This is a genomic window from Bartonella sp. MR110HLJHH, assembly GCF_042194225.1.
Taxonomy (GTDB): domain Bacteria; phylum Pseudomonadota; class Alphaproteobacteria; order Rhizobiales; family Rhizobiaceae; genus Bartonella; species Bartonella grahamii.
The window spans coordinates 252,257-265,244 of sequence record NZ_JBHIMQ010000001.1 but is presented as its reverse complement, the minus strand read 5'-3'; the positions used below and the strand labels follow the sequence as shown (position 1 = coordinate 265,244).

Annotated in this window: 12 protein-coding genes; 6 read left to right on the top strand and 6 right to left on the bottom strand. The window is 36.5% G+C overall.

What is annotated here, in order from left to right:
• Positions 1 to 42: 42 nt before the first annotated feature.
• Genes ACFIKB_RS01025 through ACFIKB_RS01015 form a run of 3 tightly spaced genes read left to right on the top strand, consistent with a single transcriptional unit; the run spans position 43 to position 1,629 of the window.
• Positions 43 to 822 (top strand): heme ABC transporter permease, encoded by a 780-nt coding sequence (locus ACFIKB_RS01025; protein WP_375652591.1) that lies wholly within the window; start codon positions 43 to 45, stop codon positions 820 to 822.
• Positions 810 to 1,061: a hypothetical protein gene (locus ACFIKB_RS01020; protein WP_375635429.1), complete on the top strand. Its 252-nt coding sequence runs from the start codon at positions 810 to 812 to the stop codon at positions 1,059 to 1,061. Before ACFIKB_RS01025 ends, ACFIKB_RS01020 begins: the two co-directional genes overlap by 13 nt.
• Entirely contained in the window at positions 1,036 to 1,629 is a 594-nt protein-coding gene (locus tag ACFIKB_RS01015) for a DsbE family thiol:disulfide interchange protein (RefSeq protein ID WP_375652589.1), read from the top strand. Before ACFIKB_RS01020 ends, ACFIKB_RS01015 begins: the two co-directional genes overlap by 26 nt.
• Before the next feature lie 1,089 nt (positions 1,630 to 2,718).
• On the opposite strand, the gene ACFIKB_RS01010 is transcribed toward ACFIKB_RS01015, so the two are convergent.
• From ACFIKB_RS01010 to ACFIKB_RS01000, 3 genes are read right to left on the bottom strand one after another with little or no spacing between them, the layout of a single operon-like run.
• Positions 2,719 to 3,705 carry an Hsp33 family molecular chaperone gene (locus ACFIKB_RS01010; RefSeq protein WP_375646977.1) on the bottom strand — a complete coding sequence of 329 codons (987 nt, stop codon included), beginning with the start codon at positions 3,703 to 3,705 and terminating at the stop codon, positions 2,719 to 2,721.
• A gap of 36 nt (positions 3,706 to 3,741) precedes the next feature.
• Positions 3,742 to 4,677: an ornithine carbamoyltransferase gene (gene argF, locus ACFIKB_RS01005; protein ID WP_375635426.1), complete on the bottom strand. Its 936-nt coding sequence runs from the start codon at positions 4,675 to 4,677 to the stop codon at positions 3,742 to 3,744.
• A complete protein-coding gene (locus ACFIKB_RS01000; RefSeq protein WP_375652670.1) occupies positions 4,674 to 5,888 on the bottom strand; it encodes an aspartate aminotransferase family protein in 1,215 nt (404 codons plus the stop codon). Before ACFIKB_RS01000 ends, argF begins: the two co-directional genes overlap by 4 nt.
• Before the next feature lie 485 nt (positions 5,889 to 6,373).
• Here ACFIKB_RS01000 and ACFIKB_RS00995 point away from each other — a divergent pair, with 485 nt between their 5' ends.
• A complete protein-coding gene (locus ACFIKB_RS00995; protein WP_375646976.1) occupies positions 6,374 to 6,907 on the top strand; it encodes a GcrA family cell cycle regulator in 534 nt (177 codons plus the stop codon).
• Between the two features lie 901 nt (positions 6,908 to 7,808).
• On the opposite strand, the gene ACFIKB_RS00990 is transcribed toward ACFIKB_RS00995, so the two are convergent.
• Both ACFIKB_RS00990 and ACFIKB_RS00985 read right to left on the bottom strand, forming a co-directional pair.
• On the bottom strand, positions 7,809 to 8,399 hold the full coding sequence (locus ACFIKB_RS00990; RefSeq protein ID WP_012754526.1) for a Smr/MutS family protein: 591 nt from the start codon (positions 8,397 to 8,399) through the stop codon (positions 7,809 to 7,811).
• Positions 8,400 to 8,451: 52 nt separating this feature from the next.
• Positions 8,452 to 9,144: a Tim44/TimA family putative adaptor protein gene (locus tag ACFIKB_RS00985; RefSeq protein ID WP_012754525.1), complete on the bottom strand. Its 693-nt coding sequence runs from the start codon at positions 9,142 to 9,144 to the stop codon at positions 8,452 to 8,454.
• Between the two features lie 172 nt (positions 9,145 to 9,316).
• On the opposite strand from ACFIKB_RS00985, the gene ACFIKB_RS00980 reads away from it, so the two are divergent.
• Both ACFIKB_RS00980 and secB read left to right on the top strand, forming a co-directional pair.
• Positions 9,317 to 9,811 (top strand): FxsA family protein, encoded by a 495-nt coding sequence (locus ACFIKB_RS00980; RefSeq protein WP_012754524.1) that lies wholly within the window; start codon positions 9,317 to 9,319, stop codon positions 9,809 to 9,811.
• A gap of 142 nt (positions 9,812 to 9,953) precedes the next feature.
• Complete coding sequence (gene secB, locus ACFIKB_RS00975; protein ID WP_012754523.1) at positions 9,954 to 10,430, top strand: protein-export chaperone SecB; 477 nt, start codon at positions 9,954 to 9,956, stop codon at positions 10,428 to 10,430.
• 67 nt (positions 10,431 to 10,497) lie between these two features.
• On the opposite strand, the gene ACFIKB_RS00970 is transcribed toward secB, so the two are convergent.
• Positions 10,498 to 12,798 (bottom strand): NADP-dependent malic enzyme, encoded by a 2,301-nt coding sequence (locus tag ACFIKB_RS00970; protein WP_375652588.1) that lies wholly within the window; start codon positions 12,796 to 12,798, stop codon positions 10,498 to 10,500.
• Positions 12,799 to 12,988: the final 190 nt, after the last annotated feature.

Genomic DNA, 12,988 nt, shown 5'->3' with positions numbered 1-12,988 from the left:
AGATGATTGCCGCATAGCAAAACTCTGCCTATTATGAATTTCATGAATGAACTATCTCGTCCATATAAAATCAGGTCACTCCCTGCAAGTTTCATCCTTTTCATGAAAATAAGCAGTATCGTCTTACCTTGGTTGGCCGGCATAACATTGTGTTTCCTTATTTTAGGACTTATTCTGGTGATGTATTCCCCTGATGACTATCAACAAGGCATTACTGTTAAGATTATGTACCTTCATGTACCCTTTGCGTGGTTGTCTACATTCTGTTATGTAACGATGAGTGCAGCAGCATTAGGAAATCTGATTTGGAAATATCATCTTGCTGATGTGGCACTTAAATGTGGAGCGCCTATTGGAGCGATTTTTACCGCATTGGCTCTCATGACAGGAGCACTTTGGGGGCGACCTACATGGGGAACATGGTGGGTCTGGGATGCACGGTTAACATCAGTTTTAATTCTGCTTTTTATCTATCTTTCCATTATCCTGCTTGGACGTGCTTTTGACAACCAAGTAAAAGCCGCTCGCGCTACTGCAATTCTTACACTTGTTGGATTTGTTAATATTCCTGTTATTAAATTTTCCGTTAATTGGTGGAATACATTGCATCAACCAGCATCATTGTTACGTGCTGGAGGATCAACAATCGACAATGCTATGTTATGGCCCCTTATAACAATGCTATTTTGTTTTATCTTTATGTTTATTGCACTCTATTTGATGGCTATGCGAAATGAAATCAATAGTCATTATATTCGAATACTTCAGATTAAAAAATCCCGTCGTGCACAACAACAGGACTCTTCATCATGCTCGACCTAAATGGCATCCAGGGCGGACTTTTAGGAAATCTATCTCAGAAAATTGATTTTTTCCTTAGCACCCTTAAACACGAGCAAATTGTTGTTTTAAGCTATGTGCTTTCTGCAATATCCCTCTTATGTCTTATTGGATATATTCTTTGCAAAGCGCTATACCAAAAAAAAATTCTCCAACAGCTAAACAAAAAAGAGTTGTCACAAAAAGAAAAGTATAATGAAAAACATCCCTCCAAAACTTAAAAAAAATATATCTTTGCCTGTTCTGCTTGTTTTTTTTGGACCATTTGTGCTTTTTCTTCTTCTCGTGGTGCTTTTTTTCAACTTTATGGATAAAAAAAACCTTCAAGATTCTTCTCTTCTCCCAAACGCATTAGCTGAAAAACCTGCTCCCAATATTCATCTTCCTCTTCTTGATAAAGAAAGTTATCTCAATTCAAAACAGTTTAAGGGACGTGTCACGTTGGTCAATTTTTGGGGCTCTTGGTGTTTGCCCTGTCGCGAAGAGCATCCTATTCTTATGAAAATTGCACAAGATAGACGTTTTGATCTGATTGGTATTAATTATAAAGATAACAAAACAAACGCCCTGCGCTTTTTAAACAGTTTTGGTAATCCTTTTAAATTTATTGGCTTTGATGTTTCAGGATATACAGCTATTGATTGGGGAATATATGGACCCCCAGAAACCTTTCTCTTGAATAAAGAGAGCATCATCATTGCCAAACATGTTGGTCCCTTAACATGGCAAATTTATCAAAAAAAAATTCTACCAAAAATTAAACAAGCGATCATGACAGAAGAAAAATAAAATATCAAAATATTGATTTATAAATAGTAATTTACCATTTCTATCTATTAACTGAAAATACCGTATACTATGAGTGTTTTTTAAAATTTCTATATGTTGAATCAAAAAAACATTTAAGATAAAGACTAAAAATACCCCTTATGAATTGTCTAAACGTGAAAATAATTGGCAATATTTTAAGTTGAAAAATACAATAATGCAGGTTTGTAAAAACATAACGTTTTATCATGCTATGTATGCTACTTTATTTATACGGATCCTCATTCTTCTTAGGAAAATTTGACAAGAGCATTACCATTGTTGATTCAAAAACATGTGCAAAGAAATATCTGTAGAGCAAACCTCCCAAATATAACAAAAATTTAAGTAGTTTTCATTTTTTTAGCGATTAAATATCTGTTTTGGAACTTTATTTTTGATTATTTGGACAAAACAATATTGCTATAGAAACATCGTTAGATTAGTGAAAGCAACCAACTATTATTTTCAAAATCATATAGTATTCTGTCTCCGCTTTTTTATCTGAAATGCACATTGTTATGAGGGGACTTCACCACTATTTTCATCTTTATAAAATAACAAATCCATTCCTTCGCAGCGTTATTGGTATATTTATTCCCATTACACTATCTGTTCGTAATAGACTCCATAAAGCCCATATTGAGTCTATACATTCTTATTCTTTCGATAATTTATCTTATGATTACAACTAATAAGCTTTTTTGACTTTTAATAAGATAAATTCGAGTAAGAAAATATGACTACAATCAAAAAATCTCATTTAACAGAGAAGATAAGTTATAAGTACATGATCAATCTATCAATGAATATTATAAAAGAATTCATTGTAAGAAATAAGCTTTTTCGAGAGGAGAAAATATATTTTACAGAGAACTCTTTTTTAAGCACTCGGTGACGTGATTACTGATTTCAACAGAAAGATCACTCGTATACATTAAAAAACTCTAAGACAAGAAATATTCTAGAAGTTCATATGAGCTTATAGGTAAACTTTTATGACGCAAATAAAATAGGCTTTTGTTGCAATCATCATTTTTTTATGAAAAATATTTGATTATGTTTTTTCTTCTAAAATTCTTGTGGTGTAAAACAATACGTTTTTGAGCAAAATTCACATGTGACTGAAATATATTTATTTTTAACCATTTTATTGCGTTCATCAATCGAAAATCCTTCTAGGATTCCTTTAATTTTTTCGTGTGAACAAGAACATTGATCGACAAGAGAAAAAGGATTAAAAACTCTAACACCTTGTTCATGAAAAAGACGGAACAAGAGCTGTTTACTACCAACTTGGGGATCTGTTAATTCTGAACTTTCAATCGTTGCCATGAGTATTTTAGCTTCCTGCCATTGGTTATCCAATTGGCTATGGGTTTTCGTTTTTTCTCGCGTTTGATGAGGGGTATCTATTTTATGATGAGACAATTCTTGGGGTAAAAGTTGGATCAAAATACCTCCAGCTCGCCAGCTTTTCTGCGTTTTTCCTTGTTGGTCACGATTAATTAATATAGCAACAGCCAAACGGATATCGGTAGGAATTTGTTCTGATTGATCAAAATAAATACGAGAAGTTTCTTGTAAATTTGATCCATCTAATGCAACTATCCCTTGATAGGGCTGCATATGGGGACCTTGATCAATTGTGAAGGCTAAAGTGCCTTTCCCTAAAAGGGTTTCTGAAGAGATTTGATTATTGTCCATGGCTTGTTTAAGCTGTTCTTTATCAAAACGAGCATATCCACGTAAACTGGAAGGAGGCGAAAAATCGCATACCAACATATTAACCGGTCCATCTGAATGAGTTTGTAAAATAAATTTTCCCGTAAGCTTTAGAGAAGTTCCAAGCAAAACAGTTAAAAGTAAAGCTTCTGCTAGAAGATAAGAAACCGGTTCAGGGTATTGATGTCTGTTAAGAATAGAATTTAAAGTTTCTCCAAGTTGTACGGCACGTCCACGGATATCAAGTTCTTCGACTTGAAAGGGAATAACAGTATCATCTTCATGCAAGAAGTTGTTATTGAGAGAGGCTTCATCTTTAGCTTGTTTACTCATAGCTTTGCCTTTTTTATATAATTTGTTGTAGAGGAGCTATTGTGGAGAGAAAAACGCATCTTGTAAACACCAAGAAAGAATTGCCTTTTGAGCATGAAGACGATTTTCAGCCTCATCGAAAACAACGGAGTGCGGTCCATCAATAATAGAATCAACCACTTCTTCACCACGATGAGCAGGAAGACAATGCATAAAAAGAGCATCAGATTTTGCTAATTTCATGAGAGCTTCATTGACTTGATAAGGCTGAAAAATAGAATGACTGCGAGCACGAAATTCTTGTCCCATGGAGACCCATGTATCGGTCATAATACAATCAGCATCTTGAGCTGCTTTTTGGGGACTATGAGTTAGTGTAAGGTGCGCTCCTCGTTCACGTGCCCAATGTATAAATTTTTCTTGTGGTTCACTGCCCTTTGGAGTAGCAATACGCAAATGAAAATCAAAAAGAGCTGCGGCCTCAATTAAGGAATGGAGCACATTATTACCATCCCCCATCCACGCGAATATTTTGCCAGCAATTGGCCCCCGATGCTCTTCATAGGTTAATATATCTGCTAAAATTTGGCAAGGATGTGTATCATCTGTAAGGGCATTAATGACAGGAATTTGTGCATATTGTGCCAATTCGAGCATACGTTGATGTTTTGTTGTTCGTAATATCACGATATCCACAAAACGGGATAAAACACGAGCCGTGTCAGCTATAGTTTCACTATGACCAAGCTGCATCTCTGACCCCGTGAGCATGATTGTATCTCCCCCAAGCTGGCGCATACTGATATCGAATGAAATACGGGTTCGTGTGGATGGTTTTTCAAAAATCATCGCAAGTGTTTTACCTATAAAAGGTTTTGAACCTTTCCCTGCTTTAAAAGATGCTTTAAGGATTTTTGCATAATCGATCAGTGCGCGTGCTATTGCTGGCGTTAAAATGGATAAGTCCGTGAAATGACGAAGAGCATTTGTCATGTGTGTAATATTTGTCTTTCTTTGTTTACTTGCGAAAGATACGCTATTGCTTTTTCAATACGATGCAAACTTTCATCTATTTCTTCTTTCCTAATGATAAGAGGAGGCAATAAGCGCACAACATTGTTGTTGGCAGCAACACTTAAGAGATATTCATTTTCTAAAGCATTAACGACAAGATTAGAAGACACAACACACTGAATACCCACCATTAGGCCCATCCCCTGAACTGCGCAGATAATATCAGGATAGATATTGAGAATGTGCAAAAGTCCACTTCTTAGTTTATTTCCCATACGCTGAACATGGTTGAGAAAATTTGGCTCTAACAAAATATCAAGAACACTATTTCCTACAGCCATTCCAAGAAGATTTCCTCCAAAGGTTGAACCATGGGTCCCAAGTGTCATGCTTTTTGCAACTTTATCCGTTGCAAGGCAAGCACCTAATGGAAATCCTCCTCCTAATCCTTTTGCGAGGGTAAGAATATCAGGCGAGACATCACTCCATTCATAAGCAAAAAGCTTCCCTGTTCGTCCTATACCCGTTTGGACTTCATCCAAAATCAATAACAGACCATTATCATCGCATATTTTGCGCAAAAATCTTAAATATTCATGAGAAACCGTTCGTATTCCTCCTTCTCCTTGAATAGGTTCAATAAGAATAGCGGCGGTATTTTTATTAATAGCGTTACGCAAAGCGATTTCATCACAAAAAGGTACTTGAATAAATCCACCAGCTTTAGGTCCAAAGCCTTCAAGATATTTTTCATGCCCAGTCGCAGCAAGTGCTGCAAGTGTACGTCCATGAAATGCCCCTTCAAAAGTAATTATTTCAATGCGTTCTGAATGACCAGCAGCATAGTAATAATGACGTGCCGTTTTGAATGCGCACTCCAATGCTTCAGTGCCTGAATTGCAGAAAAAAACCTTATCCGCAAAACTATTTGCACAAAGCCGCGTGGCAAGAGCTGCTTGTTCAGGGGATTGAAAAATATTAGAAACATGCCAAAGTTTTTCAGCTTGCATTTTGAGCGTATCAACCAATTTTGGATGTGAATACCCTAATGCATTAACAGCAATGCCAGATGTGAAATCAAGATAATGTTCTCCCTTATCGGAAATAAGCCATACACCATGCCCCTGTTCAAAATGCAAATCTCGTCGTGCGAAGCATTCATAAAGTGGTTGTATAGAGACGGCATCCATCATAATTTCCTTTATATTTTAACCTTTTCAATATATATACAAAGCAACACTACAAATAAAACAACATGGTACATTTTGTTACGGTGCTTTCAACATTTCATTACGATTAATGATTACACCTATGGAATAGATCATTACACCAATTGAAAAAAAGTCAATGAAGGTTCTATAAATAAGCATTTTGGGAAAAAGCCTTAAACAAAAGTGAAAGTTTAACCTATGATTGATTTGCAAGTTGGGGAAAACATTCTAAATAAACTCTTCAAGAGGTAAAGACTCTTGTCATAGAGTGAGTGCATATTGTAATTTATAATATAATAAGCAAGATGATGTGTTTTAGTTTGTAAGTCCACAGGTTGGATGATTTTCTTATGCTCGCTTAGAGTGTAAAATTCTTTCATTCAGCGTAGTGAAAATATTATTAAAACATTTGAAGATGCAAAGGGGAGAGCATCTTAGTGACGTAATCGGAATGGAGTGCTGGTATGGGTTGGACATGTGAACGCGTTGAGCTTCTTAAAAAGCTTTGGAGTGAAGGGTTAAGTGCAAGTCAAATTGCTGCTCAATTAGGTGGGGTCAGCAGAAACGCAGTCATCGGCAAAGTACACCGATTAAAGTTACCAGGACGCGGTAAGACAGCACAAGGAAGCGCGCGTACGCAAAAACCCCCCGTGGGAAGCAGCCCATCATCTCCACGTGTGCGTCGCAACACATCCACGGTATCGCCAATGAACACATCATCTGTAAGTATTGAAGAAACAGCTTTAAAGACAGAATTTGTAGCGGAAGATATAAAAGAAGTTGATATATCCACAAAATCCAATGTAGTTGTGCCTATATCACGTCAACTTAATCTTTTACAATTGAGTGAAAATACATGTAGATGGCCGGTTGGCGATCCATTATCAGCAGATTTTCATTTTTGTGGTGCAGATTCTGATGAAAATAGCCCCTATTGTGCCTTTCATGCTAAGTTAGCATTTCAACCAATATCTGAAAGACGTCGGATAAGAGTGTAATATCCTCGATTGAATCTCATATTCTACACCTTCTGCGCTTCGTTATGAAATTTTAATTATCGAATTATTATGAGAAAGAAATTTAATAGAGCTTTTAATGAGTGAAAAAATTTCTTCATGAAACTATTCAACGAAATTGTATCTTTTGTGCTATTGCACAATTATGTGTTGTAAAGTTATATTCCTGTTTATTTCCAAGATCCTCTTTAATTTAGTTGTACTACTTTTAACACTATCCATAGCAATATCTTTTGAATAAGACAATTTCTCATGTTTTTATTCTTCGTGTATTTAATAGAGTAATGCTGTGGTTTATAAAAACAATTTATCGCGTTGCAACCTAAATGAGATCCATCAATATCTCTTTCATTTCAAGCCCTCTTATATTGAATCAATCAAAATCTTTCGTTTGGGCGTCACGAATGAGATGAGAACTGGGGAGAGTAAAAACACTTAAAAAAAAGCATGCCTTCTACAAATGCTTTCAAGTGCCAAGGGCTTCAAGAGTTGTTGCAACATTGGGAGCTAGCAAAGTGTGTGATGATGCCAGCTTGCTCTTTTATTAAGCATAAAGATAAGAGTCTTAATGGATTTATCGTTATACCCTTCACGGATGCCGTCGCAAAATAGGCTTGGATGCGTTGAGAAATGTTTCTTTAAAACAAGCCTGTGCATATATGCAATCCAATGTCATTCTGTTTTGCGTGAGGGATGTGCCCCATCAAAGAATGCGATAAATAAAAGCGTGAAGCAATACGTAGAATGTAAAATGATATATTTATAATTTTTTATAAAAAATTATAAATAAGGGGATATTGTATTCAAGGCTCTTACGAAATATACGAAAACTATAAATTATTACGTATAAATAAATATTAAACCTAGAACGACCACAATAACATCACTTTCCTTTTCCCGACACGAAACGGCGCAACCAAACATAAAGTGCACCTTCTCCGCCATGCTGACGCGCTGCTTGCTCAAACGCATGGACATAATATCGAAAAGCTGGTGTTGATAACCAATACGGAACAAATCTATACAAAGCTCCATCGCTCCCAACAGATCGTCCTTTTCCTGTAATCACAAGGACATAACGCAATCCTCTCTGCTGAGAGGATTGTAGAAAATTTTTTAAGAAAAAATAAGCTTCTTCCTGCATATAACCGTGGAGATCAAGGCGCGCCTCAAGAGGATAACGACCTTGGGAAATTTTACGATGTGCAACATGATCAAAGAAATGAATCTTTTGTACTTGTGTAACTGCCCTCTTTTCTTTTTTAATAAATGTCGAGGATTGTTGATTTTCCTGAGACAATGAAGAGATTTGAGTTACAGGCTGTTTTTTATCATTAATATTTGCAATAGTTTCTGAAGCAGAAGAGAGCATCTTACCGTGAAGCGGTGTTATCGTACGACAAACCATCTCCCATAAAAGGCGATCCTGTGAAGCCAATAAATCTCTTTTTTGTCTCCATTTACTTGAGGACATTTTAATTTCTCATAAATCATTGAATACTTATGGAAGAAAAACAAAAAGTATTTTAATTTTCATTTTCTGTAGCAAAAAGCTTCCAGTTTGGATCTGACGATAAACTATTGCGAACGAAAGTCCAAATATCCCTGATTTCTACAATAGCATCAGGATCACCGTCTATACGCTCACCCTGTTCATTATAAGTAACAGAAATCATCTCACTGACAATACGTATCGTTAAAAGTTCATCCTTTTCTTGTATTGCCGCCGCAACAAATTCGATCTTATTAATTCCAACAAAAGTGAACTCTATTCTCTCTTTATTTTTTTCTCGTTGCTCAATAGCCGTACAAAAGCTCTCAAAAACATCCTGACAAAGCAAGCTTTTAAGTTGATTGCGATCACCTTTGGCAAAAGCTGTTACAATCATTTCATAAGCAATTTGTGCACCTTTTATAAAAAATTGAGGAGAAAATTGAGGATCAATTTTATGCAATTCCCGCAAATTTTTATTCAAAATACTCCCCTCCGGTGAAATTTTATCAATTTCACTAAAGTCGTCTTTTTGTGAATTTTTCTGATGAGGGAACGAAACAATATTATCAGCCGTTTCTGCTTCAACCTGTTTTTTAGAACGACGCGAATAAGGATCAAAGGGGGGCTTTTCAAACCCAATTCGTTTCCCTAATACATTACGGAGTTGCACAAAAATAACAACCATAACAACAAGAGCTATGACAAGTATAACGTCAAATTCCATGGGCGCTGTCAATCTCCAAAGCTTAAATCTCTAATAAACATTGCAGTCAATACCATTTATCAATAAATATGTAAAATAAGGAATCCTACCATTCAAATATTTTTATAGATTTTATATTAAATGGAGTGCTCTTAAGAATTTCTCCCCACCTCATCCAGAAGGAAATTTGCATGTGATAAAACTTTATTCTATAAGTCCTCGTTTTTTTGTTGTTATCTTTCTTTGCATTCTTTTAATCGAGATCGCTGGTTTTATCTTTGTTGGTCAAGAAATTGGTATTTTGGCAACTTTGAGTTTGGTTATTCTCACAACCATAGTTGGGGTTGTTTTATTGCGAGTTCAAGGGTTTAGCCTTTTAAGAAACATACAAACTGAACTTATCCAAGGACGCACATTAGAGAATAATATTATTAATGATGCTTTCATCATGTTTAGTGCAATTTTACTTATTCTTCCCGGCTTTGTAAGTGATCTCTTGGGAATATTACTTCTTATTAAACCAATTCGCTCTGTTGTTTGGCATTTCTTTACATCATTAAAAAACAAAATAAATCCCAATACTAAAAGAAAAAATGACTCTGAAAAAATAATTGATCTTAACGCAGAAGATTACACAATTCATGATACGACAGAATCTCCATGGCGCAAAAATGATGATAACCATTGAAATGCCTAAAAAATCTGTAACAAACTAAAAAAATATTCAAGATAAAGAGCGCATTTCTTGCAACCTTTTGCAAGGCGTGATAACCAATTTTGTCTTTAGATCTAAAATAAATATACATATTATAATGAGAGAGGTTCGTCGTATGGCCGAAGATGAAATGAATAACAGTGGTGGAGAGCCGGTTTTTGCTGTATTAACTCAGTATTTAAAAGATTTATCATTCGAAAACCCAGGTGCTCCTCGTTCATTGCGTACACGTGAAAAATCACCACAAATTGATATCAATATTAACGTCAATGCTAACCCAATTGGTGATGACAATTATGATGTCGTTTTGTCTCTCTCCGTCAAAGCCAATGATAATACTGAAATCTTATTTCATGTAGAACTGATTTACGGTGGTGTTTTCCACCTTGAAAACATTCCACAAGAACATGTTATGCCATTGGTCTTTATTGAATGTCCCCGTCTTTTATTTCCATTTGCTCGCCAAATTATATCTGATGCTACTCAAAATGGTGGTTTTCCACCTTTATGGATTGATCCTATTGATTTTGCAGCCCTCTTCCAAAAGCGTCTCGCCGAAGAACAAAAAGACAATCAAATACAGCCCTCTTAAAAAATTTATTCTTTTGCTATCATAAAGCCCCTTGATATATTATTGGTATATTAGGGGCTTTTTTCCTTTAGACGGCTTTTGCGGCATGATAAGCCGCGAGCATTGCAATATTGACCACATCTGTATCGTTTCCACTAAACGGTACAATTTGGACAGATTTTTCCAATCCAATTAAAATAGGACCAATGATGGTTGCTCCACCAAGTTCTTGTAACATTTTGCTTGCAATGGAAGACGCGTGATATCCAGGCATAACCAAAATGTTAGCGGGCTCTGTTAATCCCATAAATGGATATTGCTGCATCAATTTGGAATTGAGTGCTACATCAGCACTTATTTCTCCATCAAACTCAAAATCAACCTTGCGTTCATGCAAAATATTAATCGCATCCTGAATTTGCTGTGTGATTTGCCCTTTCATATAACCAAACGTAGAAAATGCTAAAAATGCTACCCGTGGTTGATATCCAAATCCACGTACAAACGAAGCGGTTTGTTCCGCTATATCCGCAAGTTCTTCAGCATTAGGATTTTCATAAACAGCTGTATCCGTAATAAACACAGTTCGTCCTCGGCAAATGGCCATTGAGATACCAATCAATCGTTCTTTTGGTTTTTCATCAATTGCACGACGTATATCGATCAGCGCTGTTTCATAATTGCGTGTCACCCCTGTAACCATTGCATCAGCATCTCCTAGTGCCACCATACACGCAGCAAAATAATTGCGATCATTATTGATACGACGATGACAATCACGCAACAGCCAGCCTTGACGCTGCATCTTTTTATAAAGATAATTCGCATAATCATCTGTACGGCAAGAAAGCTTAGCATTCATAATAGAAATACCTTCACGCTCCAGATCAATTCCAGCGATAACAGCTGTTTCTCTTACTTGCTCTTCACGACCGACCAAAATCGCTTGTCCTAATTTTTGATGAACATAGGAAACGGCTGCCCGCATAACTTGCTCTTCTTCACCTTCTGCAAAGACAATTTGTTTTGGCGCTTGACGAACATGGTTATAAACCCCACGCATCATCGAAGAAGTAGGATCACGTCTCGCATTCAAATCGCGCTCATAGGCCTCTAAATCATCTATGTTCTTTTGCGCAACACCGCTTTCCATTGCTGCTTTTGCTACCGCTATTGAAACAACCGTCAATAAACGTGGATCAAAAGGAACAGGGATGATATAATTAGGACCAAATTTTAATCGCTTTCCACGATAAGCTTCTGCAACGCTGTCAGGCACTTCTTCATGCGCTAAATTGGCAAGAGCCTTTGCCGCAGCAATCTTCATTTCTTCATTAATAACTCTTGCACGCACATCAAGTGCACCACGAAATATATAAGGAAAGCAGAGAACATTATTAATCTGATTTGGATAATCGGAACGCCCTGTTGCGACAATGGCATCATGACGCACTTGCATAACCTCTTCCGGCGTAATTTCTGGATCAGGATTAGCCATAGCAAAAATAATCGGCTGTGGTGCCATAGATCTTACCATTTCAGGAGTAAGAGCACCTTTAGCAGAAACCCCAAAAAATATATCTGCACCTTCCATTGCTTCTATAAGCGTACGTTTATCTGTTGGAATAGCATGCGCAGATTTCCACTGATTCATTCCCTCTTTTCGGCCTTCATAGACCACACCCTTTGTATCACATAATATGATATTTTCAGAACGAAAGCCCATCGCTTTAATCAGTTCAATACAAGCAATTCCTGCAGAACCAGCACCATTACAGACTAACCGCGTATTTTGCATATCACGCCCTGTTAAAGTCAAAGCATTGAGAACACCAGCAGCAACAATAATTGCTGTACCATGTTGATCGTCGTGAAAAACAGGTATATTCATCACCTCGCGTAGGCGGCTTTCAATCATAAAGCACTCTGGCGCCTTAATGTCTTCAAGATTAATTCCACCAAAAGAAGGTTCTAAATGACGCACCAAATTGATAAAACTTTCTGTATCGTTTATATCAATTTCTAAATCAATGGAATCAATATCCGCAAAACGCTTAAACAGCACTGCTTTGCCTTCCATAACCGGCTTAGAGGCAAGGGCTCCTAAATTACCTAACCCTAAAATAGCGGTTCCATTTGAAATAACAGCAACAAGATTTCCTTTTGCTGTATAATCATAAGCTAACGCTGGATTTTGAGCAATTGCCTTAACTGGAACTGCAACACCTGGTGAATAAGCAAGTGCTAAATCATGCTGTGTTGCCATAGACTTTGTTGCAACAATCTCAAGCTTTCCTGGTCGACCACGACTATGAAAATCTAGAGCTTCTCTTTCGCTCGCACTGTAAACAGTTTGAGACATTTTCTGATCCTGCTTGCTCTCTTTCATTTCACTTTATTTTCTCCAAAAACAGTGTAAATTTTGCTTGATAATGCGTATAGTCATTAAATTTGATTCATGTATTAGAACTCGCTATTCTTGCCTTAGCAAATCTGATGATGCGTTGCAATTTAGAGATAAATAGATATTGAAGTAAACAAAAAAGAGTAAAAACTTCACTTAAAGGAAACAGGCCTCG

What these genes read in the sequence shown, in the direction of transcription:
- ACFIKB_RS01000 (WP_375652670.1), bottom strand. Translation starts at nt 5,888, where the DNA reads ATGGATGCCGTCTCTATACAACCACTTTATGAATGCTTCGCACGACGA.
- ACFIKB_RS01020 (WP_375635429.1), top strand. Translation starts at nt 810, where the DNA reads ATGCTCGACCTAAATGGCATCCAGGGCGGACTTTTAGGAAATCTATCT.
- ACFIKB_RS00995 (WP_375646976.1), top strand. Translation starts at nt 6,374, where the DNA reads ATGGGTTGGACATGTGAACGCGTTGAGCTTCTTAAAAAGCTTTGGAGT.
- ACFIKB_RS00990 (WP_012754526.1), bottom strand. Translation starts at nt 8,399, where the DNA reads ATGTCCTCAAGTAAATGGAGACAAAAAAGAGATTTATTGGCTTCACAG.
- ACFIKB_RS00970 (WP_375652588.1), bottom strand. Translation starts at nt 12,798, where the DNA reads ATGAAAGAGAGCAAGCAGGATCAGAAAATGTCTCAAACTGTTTACAGT.
- ACFIKB_RS00985 (WP_012754525.1), bottom strand. Translation starts at nt 9,144, where the DNA reads ATGGAATTTGACGTTATACTTGTCATAGCTCTTGTTGTTATGGTTGTT.
- ACFIKB_RS01025 (WP_375652591.1), top strand. Translation starts at nt 43, where the DNA reads ATGAATGAACTATCTCGTCCATATAAAATCAGGTCACTCCCTGCAAGT.
- secB (WP_012754523.1), top strand. Translation starts at nt 9,954, where the DNA reads ATGGCCGAAGATGAAATGAATAACAGTGGTGGAGAGCCGGTTTTTGCT.
- ACFIKB_RS01015 (WP_375652589.1), top strand. Translation starts at nt 1,036, where the DNA reads ATGAAAAACATCCCTCCAAAACTTAAAAAAAATATATCTTTGCCTGTT.
- ACFIKB_RS01010 (WP_375646977.1), bottom strand. Translation starts at nt 3,705, where the DNA reads ATGAGTAAACAAGCTAAAGATGAAGCCTCTCTCAATAACAACTTCTTG.
- argF (WP_375635426.1), bottom strand. Translation starts at nt 4,677, where the DNA reads ATGACAAATGCTCTTCGTCATTTCACGGACTTATCCATTTTAACGCCA.